General features: G+C 67.4%; 21 protein-coding genes and 4 pseudogenes. 5 read left to right on the top strand and 20 right to left on the bottom strand.

The window, feature by feature from the left end; translation table 11 throughout:
* Positions 1 to 36: 36 nt before the first annotated feature.
* The gene (locus ACIPRI_RS15735) at positions 37 to 822 is read right to left on the bottom strand and encodes an enoyl-CoA hydratase/isomerase family protein (protein WP_446622381.1); all 786 of its coding nucleotides are present in this window, start codon (positions 820 to 822) and stop codon (positions 37 to 39) included.
* On the opposite strand from ACIPRI_RS15735, the gene ACIPRI_RS15730 reads away from it, so the two are divergent.
* Both ACIPRI_RS15730 and ACIPRI_RS15725 read left to right on the top strand, forming a co-directional pair.
* Complete coding sequence (locus ACIPRI_RS15730; RefSeq protein ID WP_446622380.1) at positions 730 to 3,651, top strand: LuxR C-terminal-related transcriptional regulator; 2,922 nt, start codon at positions 730 to 732, stop codon at positions 3,649 to 3,651. The two genes, ACIPRI_RS15735 and ACIPRI_RS15730, sit on opposite strands and share 93 nt — an antisense overlap.
* Before the next feature lie 108 nt (positions 3,652 to 3,759).
* A complete protein-coding gene (locus ACIPRI_RS15725; protein ID WP_446622379.1) occupies positions 3,760 to 6,039 on the top strand; it encodes an acyl-CoA dehydrogenase in 2,280 nt (759 codons plus the stop codon).
* Positions 6,040 to 6,267: 228 nt separating this feature from the next.
* Here the strand turns inward: ACIPRI_RS15725 and ACIPRI_RS15720 are convergent.
* Together ACIPRI_RS15720 and ACIPRI_RS15715 are read right to left on the bottom strand one after the other, a co-directional pair.
* Positions 6,268 to 6,452 (bottom strand): annotated as a pseudogene (locus ACIPRI_RS15720) (DUF3363 domain-containing protein); the annotation flags it as partial.
* Positions 6,453 to 6,488: 36 nt separating this feature from the next.
* On the bottom strand, positions 6,489 to 7,025 hold the full coding sequence (locus tag ACIPRI_RS15715) for an ATP-binding protein (protein WP_446622378.1): 537 nt from the start codon (positions 7,023 to 7,025) through the stop codon (positions 6,489 to 6,491).
* 388 nt (positions 7,026 to 7,413) lie between these two features.
* On the opposite strand from ACIPRI_RS15715, the gene ACIPRI_RS15710 reads away from it, so the two are divergent.
* On the top strand, positions 7,414 to 7,890 hold the full coding sequence (locus ACIPRI_RS15710; protein ID WP_446622377.1) for a hypothetical protein: 477 nt from the start codon (positions 7,414 to 7,416) through the stop codon (positions 7,888 to 7,890).
* 437 nt (positions 7,891 to 8,327) lie between these two features.
* Here the strand turns inward: ACIPRI_RS15710 and ACIPRI_RS15705 are convergent, their stop codons facing one another.
* The 3 genes from ACIPRI_RS15705 to ACIPRI_RS15695 are packed head-to-tail and all read right to left on the bottom strand — an operon-like array spanning position 8,328 to position 10,994.
* On the bottom strand, positions 8,328 to 9,047 hold the full coding sequence (locus ACIPRI_RS15705; protein WP_446622376.1) for a LuxR family transcriptional regulator: 720 nt from the start codon (positions 9,045 to 9,047) through the stop codon (positions 8,328 to 8,330).
* Between the two features lie 13 nt (positions 9,048 to 9,060).
* Positions 9,061 to 10,302 carry a benzoate/H(+) symporter BenE family transporter gene (locus ACIPRI_RS15700; RefSeq protein ID WP_446622375.1) on the bottom strand — a complete coding sequence of 414 codons (1,242 nt, stop codon included), beginning with the start codon at positions 10,300 to 10,302 and terminating at the stop codon, positions 9,061 to 9,063.
* 14 nt (positions 10,303 to 10,316) lie between these two features.
* The gene (locus ACIPRI_RS15695) at positions 10,317 to 10,994 is read right to left on the bottom strand and encodes an iron-containing redox enzyme family protein (RefSeq protein WP_446622374.1); all 678 of its coding nucleotides are present in this window, start codon (positions 10,992 to 10,994) and stop codon (positions 10,317 to 10,319) included.
* 238 nt (positions 10,995 to 11,232) lie between these two features.
* On the opposite strand from ACIPRI_RS15695, the gene ACIPRI_RS15690 reads away from it, so the two are divergent.
* Positions 11,233 to 12,180, top strand: a complete 948-nt coding sequence (locus ACIPRI_RS15690; RefSeq protein WP_446622373.1) for a LysR substrate-binding domain-containing protein — start codon at positions 11,233 to 11,235, stop codon at positions 12,178 to 12,180.
* 25 nt (positions 12,181 to 12,205) lie between these two features.
* Here ACIPRI_RS15690 and ACIPRI_RS15685 read toward each other — a convergent pair whose 3' ends face one another.
* The 12 genes and pseudogenes from ACIPRI_RS15685 to ACIPRI_RS15630 all read right to left on the bottom strand — a co-directional run bounded on the left by ACIPRI_RS15685 (position 12,206) and on the right by ACIPRI_RS15630 (position 22,706).
* The gene (locus ACIPRI_RS15685; protein WP_446622372.1) at positions 12,206 to 13,771 is read right to left on the bottom strand and encodes a DUF3363 domain-containing protein; all 1,566 of its coding nucleotides are present in this window, start codon (positions 13,769 to 13,771) and stop codon (positions 12,206 to 12,208) included.
* Between the two features lie 943 nt (positions 13,772 to 14,714).
* A pseudogene (locus tag ACIPRI_RS15680) lies at positions 14,715 to 15,782 on the bottom strand (IS110 family transposase); the annotation flags it as partial.
* Positions 15,783 to 16,055: 273 nt separating this feature from the next.
* Positions 16,056 to 16,580, bottom strand: a complete 525-nt coding sequence (locus tag ACIPRI_RS15675) for a S26 family signal peptidase (RefSeq protein ID WP_446622371.1) — start codon at positions 16,578 to 16,580, stop codon at positions 16,056 to 16,058.
* A gap of 268 nt (positions 16,581 to 16,848) precedes the next feature.
* On the bottom strand, positions 16,849 to 17,532 hold the full coding sequence (gene parA, locus ACIPRI_RS15670; RefSeq protein WP_446622462.1) for a ParA family partition ATPase: 684 nt from the start codon (positions 17,530 to 17,532) through the stop codon (positions 16,849 to 16,851).
* 64 nt (positions 17,533 to 17,596) lie between these two features.
* Positions 17,597 to 17,875: a helix-turn-helix transcriptional regulator gene (locus tag ACIPRI_RS15665; RefSeq protein WP_446622370.1), complete on the bottom strand. Its 279-nt coding sequence runs from the start codon at positions 17,873 to 17,875 to the stop codon at positions 17,597 to 17,599.
* A 92-nt stretch (positions 17,876 to 17,967) separates the two neighbouring features.
* On the bottom strand, positions 17,968 to 18,549 hold the full coding sequence (locus ACIPRI_RS15660; RefSeq protein WP_446622369.1) for a DUF2285 domain-containing protein: 582 nt from the start codon (positions 18,547 to 18,549) through the stop codon (positions 17,968 to 17,970).
* The gene (locus ACIPRI_RS15655) at positions 18,533 to 18,937 is read right to left on the bottom strand and encodes a transcriptional regulator domain-containing protein (protein WP_446622461.1); all 405 of its coding nucleotides are present in this window, start codon (positions 18,935 to 18,937) and stop codon (positions 18,533 to 18,535) included. The genes ACIPRI_RS15660 and ACIPRI_RS15655 overlap by 17 nt, the downstream gene beginning before the upstream one ends.
* A 26-nt stretch (positions 18,938 to 18,963) precedes the next feature.
* Positions 18,964 to 19,087: pseudogene (locus tag ACIPRI_RS15650) on the bottom strand (DUF2958 domain-containing protein); the annotation flags it as partial.
* A 409-nt stretch (positions 19,088 to 19,496) separates the two neighbouring features.
* Positions 19,497 to 19,604 (bottom strand): annotated as a pseudogene (locus ACIPRI_RS15645) (DUF736 family protein); the annotation flags it as partial.
* Positions 19,605 to 19,617: 13 nt separating this feature from the next.
* Positions 19,618 to 19,869 (bottom strand): hypothetical protein, encoded by a 252-nt coding sequence (locus ACIPRI_RS15640; protein WP_446622368.1) that lies wholly within the window; start codon positions 19,867 to 19,869, stop codon positions 19,618 to 19,620.
* Between the two features lie 348 nt (positions 19,870 to 20,217).
* The gene (locus ACIPRI_RS15635) at positions 20,218 to 21,639 is read right to left on the bottom strand and encodes an FAD-binding oxidoreductase (RefSeq protein WP_446622367.1); all 1,422 of its coding nucleotides are present in this window, start codon (positions 21,637 to 21,639) and stop codon (positions 20,218 to 20,220) included.
* 125 nt (positions 21,640 to 21,764) lie between these two features.
* Positions 21,765 to 22,706, bottom strand: coding sequence for a carbon-nitrogen hydrolase family protein (locus tag ACIPRI_RS15630; RefSeq protein ID WP_446622366.1), 942 nt, complete (start codon positions 22,704 to 22,706; stop codon positions 21,765 to 21,767).
* Positions 22,707 to 22,810: 104 nt separating this feature from the next.
* Here ACIPRI_RS15630 and ACIPRI_RS15625 point away from each other — a divergent pair, with 104 nt between their 5' ends.
* Positions 22,811 to 23,527: a winged helix-turn-helix transcriptional regulator gene (locus ACIPRI_RS15625; protein WP_446622365.1), complete on the top strand. Its 717-nt coding sequence runs from the start codon at positions 22,811 to 22,813 to the stop codon at positions 23,525 to 23,527.
* 151 nt (positions 23,528 to 23,678) lie between these two features.
* Here the strand turns inward: ACIPRI_RS15625 and ACIPRI_RS15620 are convergent, their stop codons facing one another.
* Positions 23,679 to 24,746, bottom strand: coding sequence for a DODA-type extradiol aromatic ring-opening family dioxygenase (locus ACIPRI_RS15620; RefSeq protein ID WP_446622364.1), 1,068 nt, complete (start codon positions 24,744 to 24,746; stop codon positions 23,679 to 23,681).
* Positions 24,747 to 25,341: 595 nt separating this feature from the next.
* The gene (locus tag ACIPRI_RS15615; RefSeq protein ID WP_446622363.1) at positions 25,342 to 25,650 is read right to left on the bottom strand and encodes a DUF736 domain-containing protein; all 309 of its coding nucleotides are present in this window, start codon (positions 25,648 to 25,650) and stop codon (positions 25,342 to 25,344) included.
* Positions 25,651 to 26,264: the final 614 nt, after the last annotated feature.

Genomic DNA, 26,264 nt, shown 5'->3' with positions numbered 1-26,264 from the left:
GTTGTTCAGCGCCATGGACCGGCGTGCCGGCGCCCGTTAGACGCCCCGGAAGACGGGCGCGCGCTTCTCGCCGTAGGCGGCGAGCCCCTCGTGGAAGTCGTGGGAGCGCGTGTGCTGCAGGCATTCGAGCAGCTCGTCGCGCAGCGCCAGGTCGAGCGGCTGGTCCAGGGCACGGTCGGCGACGGTCTTCATGCGGCGCAGCACCAGAGGGCTCTTGCCGGCCATGCGTGCCGCCAGGGCGGCGACCCTCGGCTGCAGTTCGGTATCGGCGACCACCTCGTTCAGCAGGCCCCAGGCCTGCATCTGCGCGGCGCTCATCAGGTCGCCGCTGAACAGCAGCTGCTTCGCGCGCTGCAGGCCGATCCGGCGCGGCAGCACCGCCGCGCCGCCGCCGCCGGGGAAGACGCCGAAGTTGGCGTGGCCGTCGCCGATCTTCGCGCTCGCCGCGCCTACAAGGAAGTCGCAGCACATCGCCAGTTCGAGGCCGCCGGCAATCGTCAAGCCGTTCACCGCACCGATGACCGGCTTGGGCATGCCGCGCAATTGCGAGAGCGTGAACAGGGTCAGGTCGGAGAAGTTCGGCTCGCCCGGGGCGGCGTCGATGGCGCCGCGCAGGGCCTTGAGGTCGGCACCGGCACAGAAGGCCCTGCCTGACCCGGTCAGCACCAGCACTTTTTGAGAAGCGTCGGCCGCAACCTCCGCCAGCGCCGCCGACAGCTCCTGCAGCATGTGCAGATTCACCGCATTGAGTTCGGCGGGGCGGTCGAGCGTGATCCATGCGACGGACTCCCGCTGCTCGTGGATGATGGTTTGGTAGGGCATGGCGGTCTGTCTCCTGGCATGGACGCGTCGCCATGGTGCGGCGGCGCCCCGGCCGGCGCACCCCTCGTGTCGAGGGGGCGGGTTGTGGCGGAGAGCGTTCGGTGGGGGTCGCTCCTAGAATTTCGTGCGCAAGGAGCCCTCTGTTTGCCGCTCGACCACCTTCTCATTCCGACCAAGTTCGCGCCACCGCGCATCAGCCCCAAGTCGACGGCGCGGACCCGGCTGCTGTCGCGTCTTCGCGAAGCGCGTGACTGCCGGCTGGCGCTGGTGTGCGGCAGCGCGGGCTTCGGCAAGACGACGCTGCTGGCGCAGTGGCGCCAGGAACTGCTGAAGGCCGGCGAGCAGGTGTCATGGCTTTCGCTTTCGCAGGATGAGCAGCAGTTCCCCCAGTTCCGCGCCTACCTCCTGGGCGCGCTGCAGCGGGCGGGCCTGGCCGTCGATGACAGCACCGCCCTGCCCTCCGAGGCGCGCGCCGAGCTGCCGGTGGCGCAGACCGTCGCCACCATCGTCGATGCGGCCTGTCAGTCGAGCAAGGCGCTCTACCTCTTCATCGACGACTACCACCATGTCGACGACGCACTGACACATGCGCTGATCCAGGGCCTTTTGGATCACTGCCCAGACGAAGTGCACCTGATCCTCGCGTCGCGCACCTCCCCGCCGCTTGCCGTGAGCCGCATGCGCCTGACCGGCGAGCTGACCGAGATCGGTCTGGCGGAGCTGCCCTTCGATTTCCAGGAGACGCAGGACTTCCTGGCCAAGCAGCTCGGCGAAGTCACGCCCGACGACGCGCGCCTGATCCACGACATCACCGACGGCTGGCCGCTGTGCGTGCAGATGATCTGCATCCGGCTCAAGCGCGCGCCAGGCAATCGCGCGCTGCTGTCCCAACTGGTGCACCACCGCAGCGACCTGCAGCGCTACCTGTCGGAGGACGTGGTGCGCGGCCTGGCGCCCGAACTCGTCGACTTCATCGAGAAGATCTCGATCTGCCGGCGCTTCAATGCCGACCTGGTCCGCCACGTCACGGAGAACCCGCAAGCGCGAACCCTGCTCGACCATCTGGAGCGCGACAACTTGCTGGTGTTGCCGGTCGAGATCGACAGTCCCACGCCGTGGTATCGCCTGCATCCGCTGTTCGCCAGCTTTCTGCAAGATCGCCTGTCGGCGCGCGATCCGCAGCAGGTGCGCGCGGTCCATGCGCGCGCGAGCCACTGGTTCGAGGCACATGGCTCGCTGATCGAGGCCCTGCGACACGCCTACCACGCGGACGATCTCGAGACCGCAGCACGTCTAGTGGAGCGCGCTGACCTGTCGATGCGCAGCATGAGCTTTATCAGCACGCTGCAGCGCTGGATGAACCAGCTCTCGGCCGAGGTGCTGATGGCCCATCCCCGGCTACTCGTGCTCGGTTGCTGGGCGCTGGTCGCCACCTGTCGATGGCGCGATGCACAGGCCTGGCTCAATCGGCTGCAACAAAGCCCCGCGGCGCCAGCCCCCGAGTTCGCGCTCCATGCGCGCTACCTGCGTGCCAGCATCGCGCTGCAGCGCGACGACACCGATGCCGCGCTGGCCCTGGTCGCACCGTCGGACTTCGATGGCTTGGGGGACCGTTTCCTGCGCCAGGCCCATCTGGCCGTGCTAAGCCTGGCCTACTGCGCTGCGGGCCGCCATGCTGACGCACGCACGCTACACCGCAGCCTCGCTCGCCTGTCGCGCGCCGAATTACTGGACGACATGGCGCTGGTGGCCGAGTCCACCCTCTTGCTGAGCCATCTTCTGGAAGGCACCAATGACGAAGCCTTGCGGATCGCCGGCCCGCTGCTCGTGCGCGCCGAGAACGCGCACGGCCGCCGCTCGGTGTCGGCGGTGAACTGCGCGGCCTTCGCCGCCGACGCGTACTACGAGGCTGATCGCCTCGCCGAGGCGCGCGAGGTACTGGCCCACCGTCTCGATCTGCTGCGCTTCTCGTCGCCGGAACCGATGATTCGTGCGCTGATCGTGCGCAACCGGCTGGCGGCCGCGCAGCTGTCGCTCGAGGATGCGCTGCAAGGCTTGGCCGAAGACGAATCCCAGTGCCGCGAACAAGCGCTCGATCGCCCGCTTGCGCATGTCCTGGCCGAGCAGGCGCGCCTGCACCTGCTGCACGGTCGCAAGGAGCGCGCGCAGGCGCTGCAGGTCGAGCTTGATGCACTGGCCGAGCGCCATCGCGCCGCCGCAGGCTTTCTGGCCGAGATTGCCGCCATCGCGGCGCTGGCGTCGGCACGCCTCGCGCTGGCCGAGGGTCGGGTGGAGGCGGCCTTGCCGGCGCTCCAGCATCTGCGACAGCACGGCGTCGCATTCGCACGCCAGAAGAGCGTGGTGCTGGCCGACCTGTTGTCAGGCTGCGCCTTCGACCAGATGGGGCGCGGCGCGGAATCGAGGCACGGGCTGACGGTCGGCATCGAGGCGGCGCTGCGCCTGGGCCTCGTGCGCACGATTCTGGACGAGGGCGAAGCCTTGCAGGCCCTGCTCAAGAAGCTGGTGCCAACGCTGGAGTCCGGCGACACCCGGGATTACCTCGCCGACCTGCTGCAACGCGCCGATACCGCGCGCACGGCCCGGCTGCCATCGCGAGAGGCCGCGGCGCAGGACCAGAAAATGAAGCCGCGCGAGATCGAAATCCTGCAGCTGCTCGGTCAATCGATGTCCAACAAGCGCATCGCCCTCACCTTGAACATCACGCTCGAAACCGTGAAGTGGAACCTGAAGAACATCTTCGGCAAGCTCGGCGTCCCGAGCCGGTACGACGCGGTGATGGTGGCACGCAAGCGCGGGCTGATCGACTGAGGCGCTTGCCGCGGGTTCCCCTCGAAAAGAGGGGTGATCGCTTTTCGGGGGCACACCAGAATCTTCGTCACGGTCCAGAAGTCGGACTGCCACACACGAGAGAGACACATGGCTGGAGAAGAACGCACTGCGCCTGCCCCCGAAATGCTGCCGAGCGACGAAGAGCGGGAGATGCTGCGCGAAAGCCTGCGCCGTCTGCTCGAACGGCTCTGGCCCGCCGAGCGCGCCGTAGCGCTGGCCACCGACACGCAGGCGGTTGCGTCGATCTGGCACGCACTGGCGGAACAGGGCGTGGCAAGCCTGGGCCGCGATCCGCTCGAAGGCGGTCTGCGCGAGACTACTGTGGTGCTGGAAGAACTGGGGCGTGCGGGCTGTCCCGCGCCGCTGGTCGGCGCCGTGCTTGCGAACTTGGCGCTTTCGCCCCTGCGAAACAGCTCGCAGGAAGCTGATGCTTTGCTGGACGCACTCCATCGGGGCGACGCCGCCGTCGCCTTCGCGCTGGGCAGCTTTGATGGCGACCCGCGCGCGGGAGGACTTCGTTGGGTCGATGGTCGTCTGCAGGGACGCGTGGCCTTTGCCGAGGGCGTCGCGACAGCCACCCATCTGCTCGTGTTGGTCGATCAGGAGCCCTTGCTGGCGATCGTGCCGCGAAGCGCGCCAGGCCTGGGGATTGAGGAAACGCCGGGCCTGGTGGCCCCGGCCCTGGGGCTGCTGACCTTCGACAGCGTGGCTGCAGCTCCGCTGGCCATCTCGCAACGGCTGGCCGAGGACCTCCACCAGATCGCAGGGCTGGCCTTGCTGGCGCGCGCGCTGGGCGCCGCGCGGCGCGGCTTCGACATGGCCGTGGAGTACGCCAAGGAACGCCGGCAGTTCGGTCAGCCCATCGGCCGTTTCCAGGCACTCCAGCACAAGCTCGCGAATGGCCTGATGAGCCTGGACGCAGCGCAGCTCCTGCTGAACAACGCGGCTCGCAGCCACGACCTTGGCATGGACAACTGGCGCGTGCTCGGTGCGAGCGCGCGCGCCTTTTCCGGTCCTGGTCTGCGCCAAGTGGCGCTCGAGGTGCACCACACCTTCGGTGCCATCGGCTACTCGGAAGAACATGAGGCACCCCGGCATTTCCGGCGCATCCACGCCGACCTGGCGCGCCTGGGCGGGGTGCGCCAGGCTCGGGAGCAATTGGCCGAGGCATTGATCGACCAGGGGCAGGCACTTCCCGAGCAGGACCTGGGCGCCGCGGGCAATGCCTTTCGCATGGAAGTGCGCGATTGGCTGAAGGACAACTGGCGGCCGGAGAACCAGACGAATGACGTCGACCGGCCGTACGAGGAATGGGGTTACGACACCCGGTTCACTGCGTTGCTGGGACGCAAGGGGTGGAACAACCTGAGCTGGCCCAGTGCCTACGGCGGCGAAGGGCGCTCGCCTCGCGAGCAGCTGGCTTTCATGGAAGAGATCCAGCGCGCCGGTGCGCCGATGGGTGGCCGCGGGGACATCCAGGCCCATGCCCTGATGTCATTCGGCACACCTGCGCAGAAGGCCGAATTCCTTCCCAAGCTCGCTCGCGGCGAAATCACCTTCTGCCTCGGCTACAGCGAACCCGGCTCCGGCTCCGACCTCGCCTCGATGCAGACCACGGCCGAGCGCGACGGCGACGAATGGGTGATCAACGGCCAGAAGATCTGGACCACGGCCGCAGAGAAGGCCGACTACATGTGGCTCGCGGCGCGCACCGACCGGACAGCGCAGCGTCCGCACGCCGGCATCAGCCTCTTCATCGTGCCCATGAAGACCCCGGGTCTCACGGTGCGTCCGTCGATGGCCATGTACGGCCACACCTTCTGCCAGGAATTCCTCGACAACGTGCGGGTACCTGCGCATGCGCTGGTCGGTGAGATCAACCAAGGTTGGAAGATCCTCACCTCCGCGCTGGCCACCGAGCGAATGATGATGGGCAGCTTCATCGCCAACGCGCGCGCCGAATTCGAGTGCCTGGTCCGATGCGTGCGCGAGGTCGACGACAGCCTGCAATCGGGCCGTACCGATGGTGCCGTGCGCGATCGTATCGGAGCGCTCGCCGCCCAGGTTGAGGCCGGGCGGCAGTTGTTCATGCACAGTATTGAGATGGCGGAGAAAGGCAAGGCCCCGATCCATGAAGCCGCCATGAGCAAGGCCTATACCGGCGAACTGATGGAACAGTTGGGGCAGGCCTCGCTCGATATTCTGGGCGCTGCGGCGACGCTGTCCAAGGGGGCGCATGGCGCGGTCGCCGCGGGCCGGTTCGAGCAACTGCTGCGCTTTTCAATCGTCACCGTGATCGGTGGAGGCACGGCGGAGATTCAGCGCAACTTGATAGCTCAGCACGGGCTGGGACTGCCACGCTCCTGATCGAAGCTGGCTACTCATGGCGAAAAGGACGAATACGGATCTACGCGCCCTCCCTTGAACTGATCGGCAGCACAGCAGCAGCCCGATACATGTTGGAAATTCTTTCCGAGGTTGGGCATGTGCCGCACCGGGAGCGGCCGCGAACAATATAGAAGCTGGTGTCAGAACTGATTCGATAGGCCCGTATTTCAGCGACTGGCTGAATCACTTTAGAGCTTGTATGCCAGTCTAGATAGTCAGCCTAGGCTGACGTCCAATCTCCCAGGACACTCCACTACCGCGCACCGTCGCGGCAAGCTGCTGCCCCAGCCGTTGTTCGATCACCGGCGTCCACGGCACCAGGCAGAACCCCATGCCGTCATCGAGCATCAGCGCCCGCTTGCGAGAATGACACTGCGCCGGCAGATGGAAGCTCAGCTCGCCCTCGCCGTCCTCGGGCTTGAAGATGGTCAGGTCCGGCCAGAAGCGGATCGTGGTGCCGTGACCCGAGGCGGAGCCGATACGCTTGAGCTTCTCGGGGTTGCCGCCATGCTGAAGGCCAGGAAGAACTGGCCACCATTGCGCTCGATGGTCATCTCGAAGCGGGTCGACAGGGCATTGACCACCGAGGCGCCGACGCCGTGCAGGCCGCCGCTGGTCTTGTAGGCACTCTCGCCGGTCTCGTTCTCGAACTTCCCGCCGGCATGCAGCACAGTCATGACGACGGTGGCGGTTGCGACCTTTTCCTCAGGGTGAATGTCCACCGGAATGCCCCGCCCGTTGTCCTTCACTGAGACCGAGCCATCGGCGTGCACGCGGACCTCGATGCGATCGCAGTGGCCGCCCAGGTGCTCGTCGATGCTGTTGTCCAGGATTTCCCAGACACAGTGGTGGAAGCCCTTCCTGCCGGTGTCACCGATGTACATGCCGGGGCGCCTGCGCACGGCCTCCAGTCCGCGTAGGACCTTGATCTGGGAGTCGTCATAGGCGGCGGGGGTGCTCGACATCGAAACTTGTGGCGTGTGCTGGGTGTCGTCGTTGACCCCCAAGAATAAAGTCAGTCGAAGCAGATACTGCTAAATTGTTGAACGCAAGGATCCTTTTCGCGCGAGGCCAGCTGGTTGGTTGCAAACCGAAGCAGAACGGGCAGTTGGCCATTGTTCGCGCCGACCAGTTTGTGTGCACGCGCTTCAGGAGACCCGCCCTCAATCTTGAGCTCAATCGTTGTGCGGGCGCTGCGAATGACCGTTATGTCGCGAGTTTTGCGGCGCCCGCCGACCGGCTGCCCTTGGCCCCGCATCCTGCCTAGTCGACCGTCTGCCAACTTCTTCCCACGCCGTTGGTTGCCACCTCGGCAAAGACTGTGAACTCACGGTTCGCGATTCGGATGTCGCCATGGCCGACCTGGCTTCGGAGGTAAGGGACGACCTCGTCAATCGGCAACAGATTCCCGACCTTCCGATGAACCTCTATCAGCACCTCTTCGACGCCTCGTTCCACGAACTGGTTCAGGAGCACGACTTTCGCCCGGTCTTCCATGAGAAGGCCTCGTTCGTCAACGAGGTTGGTCCACTCCATTTTCTCGACGCCCGTCTTCGCAAAGTGAGCTCGCATGAGTTCGTGGACGCGACGTGGGTTCATCTTGGTAACTGGGAATTGGAAGGCGCGGGTGAAGGTCTACTGTTGGCCGGGGGCCGCCTATCGCAGCACTGCCCATCCCAGCCAGCAAACAACAGCAATTCCAGAGGTCATGTTTCCGAGTCGGCACAGCCGACGGCCTTCCTGGTTGTAGCCTTCTCGGTCCAGCGACCAAAGGAGCGTCGCGCCAATGAACTTGTCGCTCGGGCTGGCTGTGCGGTCGTTCCGGTGTGAGGACGCGCTAAGGCCAAGGCCGAAGTAGACAAGCCCAGCCACTGTCCCGAAGCCTGCCAGCAAGAGGGCCATGAAGTTCATCAAGTACAAGCGTGTTTGAAGGATGGAGAGCTATGGCTCATGGCCGACTGTAGCCAACGCGGTCTGGAGGTCGTGACGACCTTCCGTTTCTGGCCGAACCCGGAAGTCTAGCTTCGGCTAACGACAGTCCGCTTCCGCTGCAGACGCGACCTTGCATCGATCAGCTTGAGTCAACTGTCTGGCTAATGAGCTCAGCCGCCGCTCAAGTGCCTGAGCCTGGCTCGGCCTGTCGCGCCACGGGACCTTCGCACGGTGCGCCACTGAACATTCGCCAAGCCCATGTATCGTGTCAGCGGAGACACTTTAAAGATCTGAGATCGGTGCGCCAGCCTTCGCTTGTGCACTGCTTGCATGGCTCAGTGCGTCGACGGCCCGTGCGGGAAGCGCGCGATCAGGCAGGCCACTGCGGACGCCTTGGTCGCGGCGCCGAGCTTGGCCAGTGCATGCTTGACATGGAAGTTTACGGTGTTGACCGACAACTGCAGAATCTGCGCGATCTCCGGCGATGTCTTACCGTCGGCGGTCCAGCGCAGGATCTCGTCCTCGCGCCCGGTCAGGAGCGAACGGGGTTGTTCCTCACGCAGCAACGCCGCCGACAGCGCCAAGTGCGCGACGTTGACCAGCCAGCGCAGGGCCGGCTCCTTCTCGCGCAGTTCGATGGCGCTCAGCGCCTCGTGCGAACGCGCCACCGACACCAGACCGCCATTGCCCTGCGCGTCGAAGCAGGACTGTGACCAACCGACGGCCAGGCCGAAGCCGCGCGCCTCCTCCCACATCTGCGGGCTTCGCCTGAACAGGGCATCGCTCCAGATCACCGGCTCGGCGTGTCGGCCGCCATGCGCCACCACCGGATCGATCGCCAGGTAGCCAGCCGCCACGTAGCGATGCTGCCAACGGGAGTCGTAGCTGTTGAGCAGCAACGTGCGGGGCCGCGCCATCGGTAGCGGCCGGCGCGCGCCGTAGGCGCAGTGCTCGAAACCCAAGGCTGCGGCGGCCCGCACCACGCACCCGAATATGTCCTCGGCATCGCTGGCGCTATCCAGGCCGTGACAGAAGTGTTCCATCCAGATATCCATGCGGACCTCCTCGTCAGTCACCCTCGCCCGTCAGCCCTGCACGGCAACCGCGCCGACGCAGATACCGCTGCGCGTGATGGCATGTCAGACCCGCGAGCACCGCGCAGGCAGTACTGCCCGCGCCCAGCCACGCCGCGCCGCAGCAGACGACGAGGAAGGTCGATGCCGGGGCCAGCGAAGCGTCCCACCCCGCCCAAGCAGCTCGCGCGGTGGTCCGGATCGCCGTCAGGAAGGTGGACAGCAGCGCCAGCGCCGCCACGGTACCGACCACCTCCCCGGGCAAGGCCAACAGACTTGGCGCAATGAGGCCGGCCGCCAATCCCAGCACGACCTGGCACAGGCCCGCCACCCCTGCCGCCGCCCATCGGCGCCCCCGGTGGGCGCCGGAGTCGGGGCCGGCACACATCGCTGCCGTGACGGTGGCGAGCCCCACCCCCAGGCAGCCGAAGAACGCGCCCGCCATCGAGGCGGCGCCAGTGCAAAGCAGCACCGGGCGCGGTCGAGCCCGATAGCCGTGCGCGCGCAGCAAGCCCAGCGCGGGCGCGTTCTGTGACAGCATGGTCACCACGAACAGCGGCAGCGCCAGCGACACGGCGCCATGCAGGTCCAGCCGGGGCTGCAACATACCGGGCGAAGGCGGCGCCCAGGAGGTGATCGTCGACAGCCCGGCCGACGGTGTCACCCACACGGCCACCGCGAGCGCGACCGGCACCGCCCAGGGACGCGAAATGCAGCGCACCACAATCCAGGCCAGAGCGATCGGCAGCCCAGGGTCGGGCCTGCCAATGAGGGCCCACAAGGGTGCGAGGCAGGGCTGCACCAGCACCCCCGCCAGCATCGCGCTGCACACGCCCGCCGGCACCGTCCGCAGTGCCCTCACCAGGGGCCGGCACAGGCCCGACAGCGCGGTGAGCAGGCCCGCGAGCAAAAAGGCCCCCGCGGCTGAGCGCAGCCCACCCTGCACCGGCCCGTGCGCCACGAGCAAGGCCGCAGCGCCGGTGGACCAGCCCACGCTGAGGGGACTGCGGTAGCAAATGCTCAGCACCATCGCGGGCAGCCCCATGCACAGCCCGAGCACGGCGAGCGCCGCGATCATTTCCTGCGGCTGCGCGCCAGCGGCCACCAAGGCGGCAATCACCAGCGGCACCGTGCTCACATAGCCCGTGATCCCTACCAGCAGGCCATTGGTCACAGGCCGGCACCACGCGCGCAGCGCCCCGGCGCCCACGCGCGAGACAGTGCGCGCGCCCGCCATGTGTACCTCCAGGGTCAGGCGGCGCGCACTTGCGCCTCGTGCGCACCGAAGTGCGCCCAGAACCGGATCCAGGCCTGTTGCATGCGTTCGACCTGGTGCTTGAAGCCCAGCGCATCCTGCGCGGAGCGCACCAGCCGACCGGCCATCTGGAAGGCGCCCTGTTCATGCCCGGCCTCCTGCACCACATGTGTCGAAAAGAAGATCAGTTCCTCGGGCGTGAAGCCCAAGGCCTGCAGACGCTCGAGCATCAACGGATAGGACAGCACGGCCGAGCGCTCGAGGAAGCAATAGGTGGCCAGCATCACGCCCGGCTCCGTGCTGCGGTATCCCGTCTCGATCGCCTGCAGGTAGCCGAGCACACCGGGAAGCACGTCGCGCGAAGGCAACGGCAACTGCGCCGTGTCCAACCCGAGCGCCGCGCAGAAGCGGGCGAACAGGCGGCTGTGCACGGCATCGCGTTCGCCGCTGCCGTACTCCTCGAAAAGCGCCTTGGTGACTTCCACCAGCGAGTCGTGGTCGCGCATGTCGAGCGCGCCCACCACCAGCGCCAGCAGGCGAGCCTGCGACACCGAGAAGAAGTGGTAGTGGCGGGCCCAACGCGCGAGCGCCGGATCGTCGCGCCCTTGCAGCCCGGCGAAGAAGGCCTCCTCGGGCGCGGGCACGTCGAGGGCCTGCAGGGTGTTCAGCGGCATGTCTTCTCTCCAATTCGTTGTGGGTGATGCGCTTGGGCATCGAAGGGCCGCGGTACGCGTTCGCACGGCCTCCTGCGACCGCGCATGCGACGTCCCACGGCGTCCTGCGACCGGCTTGGATCGGCCGAGATCGCCGATCGAAGATATCGACGCGCATGCCATCGAGGCAAACCAGATTTGCTGCGGCCTCCCGCAGAAAATCTGTTCGCCCAACCGCCCGCGCAACAATTGGAGACGCATGAAGTCTCTGCAAGAATGGGCAGCCCGATTCGAGGTAGCCGACGCGAGGTTCTATGCGCCCATGACGATCGACCGCATCAGCCTTCCGCCCCTGAAGGCGGTGCGCATGTTCGAAGCTGCGGCTCGCCATCTCAACTTCGCCCGTGCCGCCGAGGAGTTGTTCGTGACCGCGAACGCTGTGGGCCAGCAGGTGCGGCAGCTCGAATCGCATCTGGGCCTGAAACTGTTCGTGCGCCGTGCCGGCGCCCTGGCCCTGACCTCGGCGGGCGAGTCCTATGCCCGCGCGGTGCGCCCGGCGTTGCACCAGATCTCGCGGGCCACCGCGGAGCTCACCGGCACCAAGCGCACGCTGACCATCTGGGCACCGCCGACGCTGGCCAGCCGCTGGCTGCTGCCGCGCCTAGGCATCTTTCAGTCGGTGCGCGGCGACATCGACATCCGCATCTGCGCCGACATCGCACAGGCCGACCTCGCGCGGCCGGACATCGACCTGGTGGTCGAGCACACCGACCGCCCCAGCACGCCTGGCACGCTGACCCTGTTCGAGGAGGAGGTCTATCCCGTGTGCAGCCCGGCGCTGCTCGCGCACCTGCCGCGCCCGCTCGATCCCCACGCACTGCGCTCGCTGACCCTCCTTCACACCTCGCTTCACGACTTCTGGGAAACCTGGCTGCAAGCCGAGGGCGTGGCCACCCACGGGATGCGGCGCGGTCCGTTCTTCAACCAGGCCACCCTGGCGCTGGAAGCGGCCGCCGCGGGCCAAGGCGTCGCGCTCGCCTGCGATCCGCTGGTCGCGCGCGACCTGCAGGAAGGCCGGCTGGTGCAGCCTTTCGAACGGCGATTGCGCACGGGATGGTCCTATCGCCTGGTGGCGCCCCAAGGCCGGTTGTCGGCGCAGGAACTGGAGGCCATGCGCGCCCTGCTGCTGTCCACACCCGGCCACTGAGTGCGATGGGCTGCGGCCGCTCGCTTTACAAGGCGAGGCCGCGCCGACGGCCCAGCCGCCATGACACCGCCTCGCCCTCCACCAGGGCCTGCACGCGGGCGCCCCGATGCCGCTCCAGCGCCGGCCGCCAGGGCAGCAGCGAAAAGCCACGCTCCTGCTCGATCAGCGCGAAGCGACCGCTGATCAGTTGCAGGCTGCGGCGGTAGACGCCGGCCACTCGTGCGCGCGGCACCAGCGGCCGGTACACACGCCCGCTGCGCGCCTGCAGCGACCGACCGACCACGTTCAGCTCGCGCTCGCGCAGCGCCCTGAGCAGATCGCGCGCCAGCACCACGCGGGCGGCACGCCGCACCGCCAGGCCTTGCGCAATCAGGAAGTCCTCCCGCAGGCGCAGCGCATTCCGCACCTGCGCGCCGAAGCCGCGCGTGGACAGGCCGGCATCGCCGGCGAGCAGCTGCCGGTCGAGCCAGGTCGCGCCCAAGGCACGCCGCTGCCGCTCCAGCCCCAGGTGTGAACAGATCTCGAGGGTGTGCGCGCCACTGGCGCGTGCTGCCGCCTCGTGGCCGCGAAGTACGGGCCGGGCCTGCACGATGGCGTCGATCGGCAGTGCCTCGACCTGCGCAGGATCGACCGAGGCGGCCAGCCGCAGGTAGTGGACACGCCCATCCAGGCCGTCGACCACCGCGTAGCCGCGCCCCAGCAGTTCGTCGGCCATCCCCTTGCCCGCCAGACGTCCGGTCACCGCCCCCTCCAGCGGCACGCCGAGCGCCATCTCGCGCGCCTCGCCCCGCAGCGCGCGGTGCATGGCCCGCACGATGTCCTCGCGCTCGCCCATCTGCCGCAGTGTCTGCTCCATGGCGGGCGCCAATTGCCAGCGCTGCTGCGCCGCCGGCTGCGCCAAACCGAGCGTCTGCAGGCGCGCCAGCCGGCCGCGCAGCAGCGCGCGGCGCGGCTCGCTCACGCGCGCCGCGTGCAGGTCGATGTCACCGTCCACCGCCAGTTGCCGCAAGGCCCGGTCCAGGCTGGTGAGCCGCGCCGGGTCCACCTCGCGCCACTGCGCCTGGCGGATCTCCAGCGTGGAGCGTGGCCCCAGCCATTCGGTCGCGAGCTCGCTGGCGCGTCCACGCATGCCATGCGCCATGTAGTCGGGCGCGATCACGAGGTCGCGCGCCGCCGCACCTGCCCCCACCCGGCCGCGCAGTACGACATGGGTGTGCGGGTTGTCGGTGTCCCAGTGATCGACCGCCACCCAGTCCAGCGGCGTCTGCAAGTCCACGCCGAGGCGGCGCATCCATTCCCGCGTGAAGTCGCGCAGCGTCTCGAGCTGCCCCGCGTCCTCGAGCGAAACGATCAGGCGAAACTGGTGCCGATCCTCTCGCCCCCGCGCCTGAAAGGCGCGCAGGTCGACCTGCTCGGTGTCGGGACCGTAGGCCTGCCCACGCCGGCCATCCCGTGTGGTTCCATCGCGCTCGATGTAGCGCAGGTGCGCCGCTGCGGCGGCGCCGCCGCCGGCGCGCCCCAGCAGCGCGTAGCGCGACTTGACGACCACCCGGCGCAGCCGCGGATCGGGCCGGCCTGGCGTCAGCCCCACCGCTCGGCCTCGCCCGAAAGTGGAGGCCGGGCGACCCTCCATCCAACGCGTGGCGCGCGCCCCCGCACGCGAGGCCGAGCGCAGCGCACGGGACACGAAACGCGGTGCATCGGGCCCACGCCGATCGCGCGGCGGTCCCGGGCGGACACGCAAGCGCCCATCGTCCCTGTCGTCCCTGTCTTTCCTGTCTTTCGGCGGCGCGGCCATCTCAGCGATCTCCGGGGCGAAGGCTGCCGAATGCGCCCGATCGCGCCGGCGCCAGCGCCAACGGGCCTGTCGCCGGCACGCGCGGCGCCGGGCGCCGTGCCGCCGCCAGGGCGCATCGCGCCTGGCGCTGGGCAGGGGCACGTGCCTGCCCTTTTATCTTGCCCACCTAATCGGGGCTCCCTGGTTCGCGGCTTTCTTCATGGAATTCTCCTTCAGGACATCGTCGTTTGCACGTGGTCAAGATGCACGCACGGCAGCACGGACGTGCGCGTGTGTGCGCCATGGATCGCTTGGCCGGCAGCGCCGCCCGTGTCGCGGGATCGTGCGTTCGCGTGGTGGTCGAGCTTCGGTGCGCCGTGCACACCTCCGCGCTCATCGCGAGCCGTTGAATGTCGCTGCGCAAGCCGCGAGGCTGGCAGCGCGAGTGGCTCATGAGGCGCATGTCGCCATCGGATGGACGGAGCCTTATCACAAGCACTCGAGCGTGGTCCGCTTGCGCGGCCACAGGCAAGATATCGAGCTTTCCGTCTTCCAGGATCTGCACCGATGCTCTCCAGTTCGCGTGGGAACGCCTTGACCCTCGCGGGTGTTCAGGGGGTGTCGACAGCGCGGCAGCCCGGCTGCAGCGCTGATGTGTTGTAGGTGGTCATGTGCCGGCTCATGTCGGTGTGCCGGTCACGACCGCTTCGGTGGGATGTGCCGGCGTCGCTGGCGTCTTGGCATGGCGCCCGAGATGCTTGCGCTCCTTGTCGCGGGCGCACTGCGCCTGCTGCGCCGGTGATGCATCGGCATCGCCGCAGTAGCACGTGCCATCGCTCCACATCGCGTGCATGATCACCGCCAGCTTGCGCGCCACCGCGACGGCGGCCTTGTGGTGGCAACTGCGCTTGGCGATCAGCAGCCCCCAGGTCTTGACCTTGTCGCGGCCGCGGAAGCGCTTGAGCAGCACGGTGGCCGCTTCATACAGCGAGCGCCGTACATCCGGATCGCCGGCTTTGCTGATGCGGCCCTGAATGTCGATAGACGTGCCCGACTGCCAGCGTTTGGAGGTCAATCCGAAGTACGCGGCAACGTCGCGCGAGCGCTTGAAGCGCGTCGGGTCTTCCACTGCGGTGCGGAAGGCCAGCGCCGTCACGGGGCCAACGCCAGGGATACCCATGAAGCGTCGGCACAGCTCGTCCTGCGCCACCTGGACGACCACCAACTGGTGCAGATGCAGGTACTCCTTCCACAACGCCGCGCGTGCAGTGAGCATGCTGTTCATCAGTTCGGCGGTGAACGCGTCGCCTTGCACCGCGGCGCGCACGGCTGCGTCGAAGCCGGCGCGGCCAACCTTGTGCAGGCGAATGCCGAACGTCTTGAGCGAATGGCGGATGGCGTTCTCCAGATCGAGGAACTTGCGCTTCAGATTGCGCCGGTGCGTGAGCAGCAGGCGCAAGCGGTAGCACGCCTCGCTCTTGACGTGCGCACTCTTGTACCAGCCGGTGCGCACGAGATGGGCGATGCCCAGCGCGTCGGACGCGTCGGTCTTGTTGCGCTGCGCATTCAGTGCCGAGCGCACGTGCAGCGCCTCCAGACAGACCACCGGCAGGCCCAACGCGAGCAGTTGCGGCTGCAGCCACGGCGACAGCGCGCCGGCTTCGTGTCCGACGCGGCGAAGCTGACGCACAAACGGCGCCAGCGCATCGCGGATCGCCATCGGGTCGGTTTCCACCGAAGTGCGCAGTAGCACCTGCCCGTCGCCGTCGATCACGCAGATCGCGGTCTCTGTCACCGAAACATCCAGTCCACTAAAGCATTGCATCGTCGCTCTCCTGGAAGGTTAAACAGGACGATCAGTATCCGCAGCAGGGCCTGTCCCCGCACGTTGTCTCGACGCACTCCGGCGCCGCCGCGGCGCTGGTTCTGGGGCGCTTGCCCCGATTACCGCAGCACTCGCCCTCCCCTTCATCGTCTGCCTTGCCGTTTCCGCTGTCGTTTTGCTCGCTTCCCGGCGCGCCGCGGGAATGCGGGCGATTGCCCGCACGCCATCGCGACTCGTACACGCGTTGCATGCCAGCGGCTTGCGGCGCGGATCTCATCGCGCCTCCCAGGTCCACAGCGGCCATGCGCGGGCGATCAAGGCAGACGCAGGGAGCGGGCCGAAATAGCGGCTGTCGAAGGACATCGCACGCGCATCGCCCAGCACGAAGACCTCGTCGTCGCGCAGGAGCCGGCAATGCGCCCAGGGACGCAGGGGCCGGTGCTGTGCGTCGTGCAGCCGCACGGCGCCCACCGGCACGCCGTCGATGCGCGCCCACGAGGCGCGCACGCACACCGGCTGCGGCGCGACGGCCGCCACGCGCTTGAGCAGCGGCACGTCCGCCGGCAGGTAGCCGCGCCGCGCAGCGCAGGCCGCCGCCTCGGCGGGAAGGCGCACCAGCACGATGCGGCCGACCGCCGCAGTACCGGGCGGCGCGGCGAGGTACCAGCCGCGCGGCATGCTGTCGCTGGCGTTGTAGACCAGGCGCGGCGTCAGCGGCGGCAGCAGCACTGGCAGGCCCAACGCCGCCAAGCCGAGCGCGGCGCACGCGGCGATCGCGCTGCGTTGCGGCAATTTCACGAGGCCTCCAGCGGGCACTGGCACGACCGCCCTTCGCGCCGCATCCGCGTCACGGCGAACACGCGCCTCCGGGGGATGCATCGGATGCGAGTCTGCGGCGCCAACCGAGGATCGACGGTGGGCCCGTCGGCGTGGATACGGCCCTTGGACCACGCCACGAGGCACTGCGAATGCCGCGTCCGGGACGCGGCTGGATCGGCGCCTCGCCGGCGTACGACCGGCACACGACGGCATTCATGGCCGCGCGCGATCGGTGCGGCCAGCGCCGTCATCGCAATGCCTCCCGGACCGCCTGCGCCAGTGCCGCGATCTCGCGCGCGGCGGTGCTCAGCGGCGCGGCTTCGCAGGCGAGCCGCCCCGCCGCAACGCTGGCGGCAAACACGATGCGCTGGCAGACATCGGCCCGCAGCGTGGGCAGCGGCTGCTCGGCGAGCGCCGCACGCACCTCCCGCCCGATCCGCGTGCGCACGACAAGCCGGTTGATGACGAAGGCCGCGCGCAGCATCGGCCGCAGCACCTGCACCTCGGCCACCAGCCGGACCATGTCCTGGATGGCCCAGACGTCGTAGGCGCTGGGCTGCACCGGAATGAGCACCAAGTCGGCGGCCAGCAGCGCCGAGCGCGCGAGCGCGGCAACGCGCGGCGGCCCGTCGATCAGCACCAGATCCGCCTGCTGCGCGAGCAACGGTGCTTCCTGATGCAGCGCGTCGCGCGCCAGGCCATAGATGCCGCACAGGCGCGGCAGGTCGCACTGCGCTCGGCGCTGCGCCCAATCCAGCGCCGAGCCCCGAGGATCGGCATCCAGCAAGATCACGCGCCGGCCCTGCATGGCGAACTCGCCCGCCAGGTGCGTAGCCAGCGTGGTCTTGCCGGCGCCGCCCTTCTGACTCAGCACTGCGACCACCCGGCCGCGATGCGCGTCCTGACGATGCGCTCGCGCCTGCTGCGGCATGGGTCGGCTTGTGTGCATGGGACTGGTCATCGCGCGCCCTCCGTTGGCTTGTGCGCCACGCCGCTCAGCGCACCGAGTCGCGCTGCACGTAGCCGGGGTCGGAGGTCATGCCGTAGGCACGACTGTCGGCCCAGGCGCGCAGGTCCTGCACGGCGTAGACCACGCGCGCGCCGAACTTCCGAAAGCGCGGTCCGCCGCCCAGAACACGCTGCTTCTCCAGCGTGCGCGGCGACAGGCGCAGGAAGCGACCGGCCTCCTCGGTGGTCAGGAACTGCGGCTGCCCCTCGGTCGGTGGTGCAGCGGCCGCAACGGCGTGCGAAGAAATCGAATGTCCTGCAGCCATGAAGGCCTCCATCGCATGGAATCGGCCGCGAACCGCTCGCAGCCCGGTGCAGGCAGTCTGCGCAAAGCCGGGCGAGCCGCGCAGGGAGAGATTCAAGAGGACACTTCGTCTCCCTGCACGGCCACCATGGCGCCCTGGATGCCGGCCAGGGCGAGGTAGCCTCCGTGCATCAGGCCGGCGGCCCGGGCCAGCAGGTGCCGCACCTGCGCCCGCAACTCACCGTCGGCATGCCAGCGCAGCGCCACCGCATCCGCGCCGAACAAGGTCTGGGCAATGTCGCGCTGGGACGCGCCGGCCTGGGCACCGTCGAGCGCCTGCAGGGCGCGCAGGTGCAGCAGCGCGGAGCGGGAGGCGGCACGCGTTTGGCCCTCGGCGGGCGGGCGCGCGTCCAGGGCGCGCGCCTGCGCATGGAAGTCGTCGAGGCGGGCGCGCAGGCCAGGGCCCAGCGGCACGGCGCAGGCATAGGCCGCGCCGTGGGCGAGCCCCTCGGCCAGCAGCGCACGCAGGCGCAGGGCCGGCATGGCCGCCAGCAGGATCAGGCCCGCATCGTCGGGCGCCAGGCGCTTGCGGCCGGGAACGCGCCAGAGGTCGAAGCGGGAGCAGGTGGTGGACGGCGCTGCAAGCCGGCGCGCATGCGCCGCACGCACATGCAGAAGCTCATCGGCGTGCGTCACCCACAGCGGTTGCGCCTCGCGCGCATCGAGTCGCGGGTCCTCGGCGCATTCGCAACCCCCATCGACCGGGGTTCATGGCGCGCCGCCGCGCCCAGTCGGCGCGGTAAAGCGGATGACGACGAAGGTACTCCCACGCGAGCTCGGGACCGTCCAGGTCCAGCGTGTAAAAGTAGGCGGCCGAAGGACGCCAGTGCGAATGCACCAGGTGGTCATCGATGCGATGGACGGCCATGAGGCGCCCCCTTCCGGTACTGAACCTCGACTGCACGGGGCAGCGCCCAGTAGCGGCGTGGCTCCGGGCGCGTGCGCAGCGACGATAGCCCGCGCGCCGCGTATGCGACATCACCAGTTTTGGTCGCGGATCCGTAGAAGAACACCGTGCCTTCATGACCGCCTCGGAGCGGTCACGGACCTTGCGCCACTCGGGGAAGCCCTGTCCCGGGTCGCACAGCCCGAACGCGCGATCTTCATCGTGCGGATCCAACTCGGTCAGCAGCCGGGTCGCGCCCGCATCGGGCGTGAACAGCTTGACCACGGGTGGCGCAAGCGAAGCGCGCAGCACGCAGGTGCGAAGGCGTCAGCGATGGAAGCCCGAACGGGACGAGACAGCATGGGTGGCTCGATGCGCAGCACGACAGCGCGATCCGGCAACGCCGGAGACGCATGGAACCGTGGAGCCTTGGGAACGCATCTGCTGACACGCGCAGAACACAAGATCCGGCTTGGCGCATCCCAGCAAAGCCGCAGACATACGAAACAGGAAACAGTTTTACGACGATGCGCGATCACGACATCACGCTCCTGCGCTGATCCATGCTTTCGCAAGGGATCACAGAACGCAACGACTCGAAGTCCAGCCACGGCAGGGCCTGCGAACACGCGCAGGCCCTCGAAGCGAACGTTGAAGACGGCGCCCCGCCGCAGCGGGGCGTCGAGGGCGACGAGGATCAGTCGCCCTTGCTGCGCGACCAGATCAGCTTGTGCGCACCGTCCTCGCCTTCGACCAGGCGGGCATAGATGGTCGCCGGGAACGACGGATCGTCCACCCAAAGGCTGTAGGCGCGTGGATCACGCCGCAGCGTCTATTGCTACTGGCCTTCTGTCGATGAGACTGGCCGCAAAGAACGTCTTCCACTGGCCGGGTGCGGCACCCCACAACTGCTGCTCCTGCTCAACATGGGCGCCGTCCTTTCGATAGCCACCCCATGCGGTCAGGGCACCACACGCTGAAATCTCAATCCGATCGGCATAGACGAAGACAGGTCCGCCATCGCCTGCAACACACCAGTAGTGCGTGCCATAGTCGTTTGCAGAGCTCATGATCAACTCCATTGCTGCCGCAGTACCGCCCAAACCAGCCTACTCCCCTCACCCCACGTGCCCGGACGAACGCGCCGCCGAACCATTCTGCGCGTTTTGGGTCGGGTCAGTGTCGAGCGCGTGGTCAACGTGCGTGAAGTGTAGAAAGATGCTCCTTTTGCGCAATCCATTCGAATTTCTTGACGCATCGTCTTCTCAGCTATCGGCCAGGGGCGGCGGATTGGCTCGCTGGATTTTTGTCGGCTGGCGCGCACCAGGACCGCCAGGTTTTGCTCCGCTCCCAGGTGGCGACGTGCCACGGGTTCGTCGCGAACCCGCGTGGAAACCTTCGCGCTCAAGTCGGTCGGTTCAACCAGAGACACTCTTTGTGTGGCGGAAGAAGTTTTCGGGGTCGTACTTGCGCTTGAGCGCCGCGAGTCTGTCCAGGTTGGATCGGCCGTACGCGGCCTCGATGCGATCCTGGCCCTCGTCCTCAGTAAGGAAATTGATGTATGCCCCGCCTGTCGAGCAGAAGCGCGTCGCTTCGAAGCAGTCCCGCGCCCACTTGACATTGATGTCGTCATCGCCTGGCTTCTCCCAGGAACCAGCGATGTTCAGCACATAGGCCGCGTCTCGATTGCCTGCCGGCGAGTACCCGGCAGTCAGCTCGCCCAGCGCACCCTGTATCTGGAACAGCAGGATGGCCGAATGGGGCGATCGAATTCGGCCCGCATGCTCCACGGCGACGTCAATGGTCTGACGATCGATGCCTGGCAGGTAGTGTGACTTCCAGTAGTAGCGCCGTCCTTTGGGCTGCGTGGCATCAAGCAGACTCTGCATCTGCGTATAGGGCCGACGCGTCACTGTGTCGGCCACTGGCCGACCCAGCCCGCGCAGCGGCGCGATCAGTGCTTCTCCGTCTTCGACCTTGCCGGAGTAGCAGACGAAGATGGCAACGATCGGCTTGCCGTGCACATCCTTCGGGAGCCAAGGTGCCGGCGGCGCAATCCGCAGAACAGCCACGCTGGCCAGTTCGCGCGGCGCCCCGGCGCTGAACTCACGGTAGGCGTCGAGAACTTGCTTGGCGTCGTCGCCGTGCCACGCAATCGCACCTCCCAGGATTTCGGGGCCGACGGGAAAGAGTCGGTACTCAAAGGATGTGACGATTCCGAAGTTGCCGCTGCCGCCACGCAGCGCCCAGAACAGGTCCTCGTTCTCGTCCGCAGACACACGCAAGACGTCGCCGCCGGCGGTTACCACTTCCATGGAGACCACGTTGTCGCAGGTCCAGCCGTGGCGACGCGTGAGGTAGCCGAAACCGCCGCCGACGGTGAGGCCTGCAATCCCGGTGGCAGAAACAAAACCGAGCACGGCTGCGAGCCCGTGCAGCTGTGTCTCGCGGTCGACCTCGGCCAGTGTGCAGCCGGCTTGCGCGCGAGCCGTGCGGCGCACTGGATCGACCCAAACGCCTCTCAGCAGCGACATGTCGATCATGAGGCCGCTCTCGCAGACCGCAAGCCCTGCGATGTTGTGGCCGCCGCCGCGCACGGAACTGAGAAGCCCGTGCTGACGCGCGAACCGAACGGCCTGCACGACATCGACCGTCCCGGTGCAACGAGCCACCAGGCCAGGGCGACGATCGATCATCGCGTTCCAGATCTTGCGCGATTCCTCGTATTCCGGGTCATCCGCAGTCAGCACCTGGCCTTTGAATGCGGCCTTGAACGACTGCAGGACCTCCGGCGAAAGGTCCACTGTCCCGCCGTCCATTCGTGTGAGCTTGATCGCCATGAGTCATCTCCGAGAAGAGTGATGAAATTCTTGGTCTTCCTGCCGGTTGCCGGCCGCCATCCTGGCAAGTGTTCGAGCGACGGAATGGGTCGGCTGGTCCTGCAATCCATCCGGGCGCGCGGCGCTTACCCGTCAACGTAGCGCACGGGTGTCGCCGGCGCGCGGCGCACCTGTAGCTCGAAGATGTCCGGGCGCGCGTAGTGCCCGGTGACGTCGAGCGTTCGGCGTGACGGCGCGACGCGCGCCGTATCGATCTCTGCATACAAGATGCCGGCCTCTCGGCGCAATGGGCCCGCGACGACCTTCCCCATGGGATCGACCACCACCGAATCGCCGTCGTTGATCCATTCCTCGGGATCGGGGAACAGCTCTGCGCGGGCCGGGAAGTCCTGCGGAATGTCACTGGCACGCAGCGCCGTGCCGCTACCGACCACCCAGCACCGACCTTCGAGCGCGATATGGCGCATCGTGCCGATCCAGGCGTCCCCACTGTCGTAGGTGGGCGCGACGTAGATCTCCACGCCCTGGGCGTAGAGCGCATAGCGCGCCAGCGGCATGTAGTTCTCCCAGCAGATGAGGCCGCCGACCCGGCCGGCAGGCGTGTCGACCACGCGCAACCCGGACGCGTCGCCCAAGCCATGAACCATGCGTTCAGGGTTGGTTGGCATCAACTTGCGGTGCCGGTTCTGCACCCTGCCGTCGGTGCCAACGATAACGACGGTGTTGTAGAGCGTCCCGCCGCCATGCTCCCGATCCCGTTCATTGATGCCGCACACGATCGTCACGTTGCGGGCGCGGGCGGCCTCACACAGTTCGGCCAAGTCGCCGCCACCGAGGTCAACCGCGTTGGCGAGCAAGCGGGCGTGCAATTGGCCCATGACGGCGCCATTCCTTCCTGCCGCGAGCCGCCATACCCAGGACGGGTAGCCCGGTATGAACGACTCGGGAAAAACGATCAGCGATGCCCCTGCCGCTGCGGCTTCGGCGACCCATTGCACTGCCCTTGTGATGGTGGCGCCGCGATCGAGCAAGACCGGCGGGCGCTGAATGATGGCGATCATCGTCATGGCGTCTTTCCTGGGCAAGCATTGCCCGACATGGACAGCTTGCGCGTGACTGGGCGCCCAGACCAGTCCAGAATCTGAAGCGTTTACGCTCTGGAGACGATGCAATGGAAAAAACCTACGGTCAGTTCTGCACCGTTGCAAGGGGTGCCGAGGTGTTGTGCGAGCGATGGACGCCGCTGGTTGTGCGCGAGTTGTTGTGCGGCAGCAAGCGCTTCAATGACCTGCATCGCGGCGTACCGCGTATGTCCACCAGCCTGCTGGCGCAGCGGCTTCAACGTCTCGAGGAATTCGGTGTCGTGCGCCGAGACGCCGTCGGCAAGGTTTGGGAATACAGCCTCACAGAGGCGGGCGAGGCACTTCGACCCATTGTCATGGCGCTTGGCCATTGGGGTGCGCAGTGGATTGGCAGCCGCCTGCGCGACGATGAACTGGATGCGGGCTTGCTCATGTGGGATATGCGCCGATTCGCGTGCATCCAGGAGTTCCCGTCCAGGCCCGTGGTCATCCACTTCCAGCTCCGCGACGCACGGGCTCGCGAGCGTGCCTGGTGGCTCGTCGTGGAGGACGGCGTGGCCGACCTGTGTCGCGACGACCCAGGGCGCGAGCTGACGCTCGTGGTGGATGCGTCGGTCCGCGCTTTGACCGAAGTGTGGGCGGGTGACCGCACGCCTCAGCAGGCCCTCCAGTCGCGCGAGATCCGTGTTGATGGGGCGAAGCGCGACGCGAAAGACCTATGGCGGTGGCTGGGCACGAGCGCGTTCGCCTCGACGCGACGCGCCGCTGGACGGATGTCCCCGGGCGGCCAATCTCTGACACCATAGCTGGCTGGCCGCAGACCCGAAGCGCACCTGTGCGTCGAGGAGGACGCGCAGGCCAGGTCGGCCGTGGCCGCACTGGGTGGTCGCCCGAAAGTCGCCGGTCGCCACCGGCAGCAACTGGCCGTTCACGAGGACTTCCCATCTCTCCGAACGTCTATTGCGCCTCGAAGACCGCGAACACCTTGTTCGAGTTGAAAATGTGCGTCTCGACGAACTCGCTCCATTCGAGCTTCGCCCCGAGCGCCTCCATTGCGCCGACGAGCGTCCACCAGTTGAGCACCTCCTGCTGGCCCGCTTCCTCGACCTGCTGAAGCGACGTCGATCGCCAGAAGTCGTAGTCGCCGGCGACCATTGAGTCGTAGAGGTGGCGATCGCTCTCCGTGTCCGGTCTCAGGCGCCACGTCTTGTCGACAAGAAACGCGTGCGACCATGACGATGAGGCGATCAGGGCGACCCGGTAGGGACTATGCCTCAAGATCCGCGCGGTCGCTGCCCCGAGAGCCATGAAGCGCCTGGGCGACGGAGACGGCGGATCGAAATCCACAGGCTGGTCCATTCGCGTCATAAAGCCGCGGCACGAGACAACACGGCGCCCATAGCAATTCAAGGGAAAACAGATCGTCGGGTGGTCATAGCCCTTCCGGTGGTAGTCGAGAAAGAGAACCGAATTCGTGAAGGCGTGCGGCACGCTGCCATGGTGAAGCGGCTTGTACGCGTAGGAGACGTCGAAATCCCGTTCGATGAGCGTGGTGACGAGTTGCTTCGCAATGTCGGGCCGCCCGCGCAAGCGGTAGCCGAACAACTCGTCCTCGTTCCACACATTGGCCTTGCCCTTCATCATTGACGAAGTCTTTGTCTCCGCCCAGGGCCGCAGGTCCAAATCCTCATAGGCGAGGACCGCGAAAGGCGGAATCAGGTCTTCTTGGAAGTTCTCGTATTGGTCGTCACCCCAAATGACGACCACATCCGGCTTGAACTCGTCGAGACGAGCGCGCACGCGATCAAGGCCGGCAACGAGTGCGCCGCGATGCCTGGTAGCTGCACCCGCGCCCTGGTCGTCCGCCCACTCCTTGCGCATCGCCGCTGGCCAATTGCCCGGATCCTTGGCGCCGGCGGGGATCGCGGGGTCGTCGAGCGTCCAGCGCAGGATGCCCGACATCGCGGCGTCCGGAAGGCAAAGCGGCGGATAGTGAGTGATGCCCAGTCCAAGGATTTCAGCCATGAATGTGCCTCCTCGATTGGTTGCGCGACGGGTAATCGACTGCGTGCGTATCGCCGCGACTTCTAGGATATGCCGAATGCGCCTCAAGGGCTCCAGCGCTTCCTCAAGCTGGATCCGAAGCGTCTTCCTACGAAGGCGCCAGGGCGCCTGTGAAAAAGTGTGACCCGGTTCAGTCCAAGTCGTAGATCGGCCATCAGCAAGCCAGCCCCCTCCCTTTGCCTGCCCCGGGGTTTCCGCAAGCGAAGCGCGCAGCGCCGCAGGCGCGAAGGCGTCAGCGATAGGCGCCCGGATGGGTCGAGACGCCCGGCGGCTCGATGCGCAGCACAAGAGCGCGGTCCGGCACTGCCGGAGACGCACGGAATCGCCAAACCTCCAAGCCACTTCTCACCCAACCCGACGAAGAACAAGACCTTCTGTACTTCTCTGCGACGATCCGTCAAAGCACGAAACAACAGAATCGGCTTTACGACGAATGCGCGAAGTCCAGCAGACGCACATGGCACGGCCCCAGGATCAGCCGACCATCGAATCAGATAGACGGTCGGTTCCGGACACCGCAAAGCGCCCCGCCGAAGCGGGGCGCCGAGGGCGGCGCTCAGTCGCCCTTGCTGCGCGACCAGATCAGGTTGTGCGCGCCGTCCTCGCCTTCGACCAGACGGGCATAGATGGTCGCCGGGAACGACGGATCGTCCAGTGTCACCGACAGGTAGGGCCGCTCCGCCTTGCTGACCTTCTTCCATGCCGCGCCGATCTCAAGCCCGTTGCCGGCGATGACGCGATAGTCCGGGGCGTTCTCGCTCGCCTTGTCGCTGGCGGTGATCCTGACCTTGACGTTCAAGGTCAGGGTGCGAACCGAGCCGGTGTAGCCGTTGCCCGAAGGGGTGAAATTGCCGATGGTGCTCATGATGAAGTCCTTTCGAGGTGATTCCCAAGTCCGCGCCCATCGCGGCCTTGGCGTGATCCGATCGGCGCGGGTCCGGGCGCGCCGCACCCCAAAGCAAAGCGGAGGGGCCGCAGCGCAGCGAAGGACCGGCAGGCACGAGAAATTTGCCTCGCGAGGAATCTGCACAGCAGAGGGGAAATTTGTCGGGCCGGACGGTTGCGGCGATGAAGCCCGAGGTCAGCGAAACGCAGTGCAGTGCCGCCGTGCCCGCGCCAGGATTCACGACCAATACAAGGCCGTGGGCGTGGACCTGTGCTCGCAAGGGACGCATGAGCCCGGCACTCGCCCGAGGCGACAGCCTTCCGACATGGATTCGGGCCCTGCCGAATGCCAAGCCGGCCCAACAGCGAAGACGAAGGAGAACGCTCCGCCGCATCCAAGCCGTGGGCGTGGTTGGCGGCGGTGGCATTGAAGGGAGGCATGGTGGATGGCCCTATCGGGCAAGCGACCGTCGTTCCCGATCACCCGTCCGCCAGCATCGACCAGGACGGCGCGCCGAACAACCGTGCGCAGCAAGGTCCGTCGCAGCCCCGCGCACCGCCTGCCGGCGGGGCGCCATGCCGAGGGAAATCGGG

The organism is Variovorax sp. LARHSF232, assembly GCF_052871435.1.
This window is presented reverse-complemented; position numbering and strand designations above follow the sequence as displayed.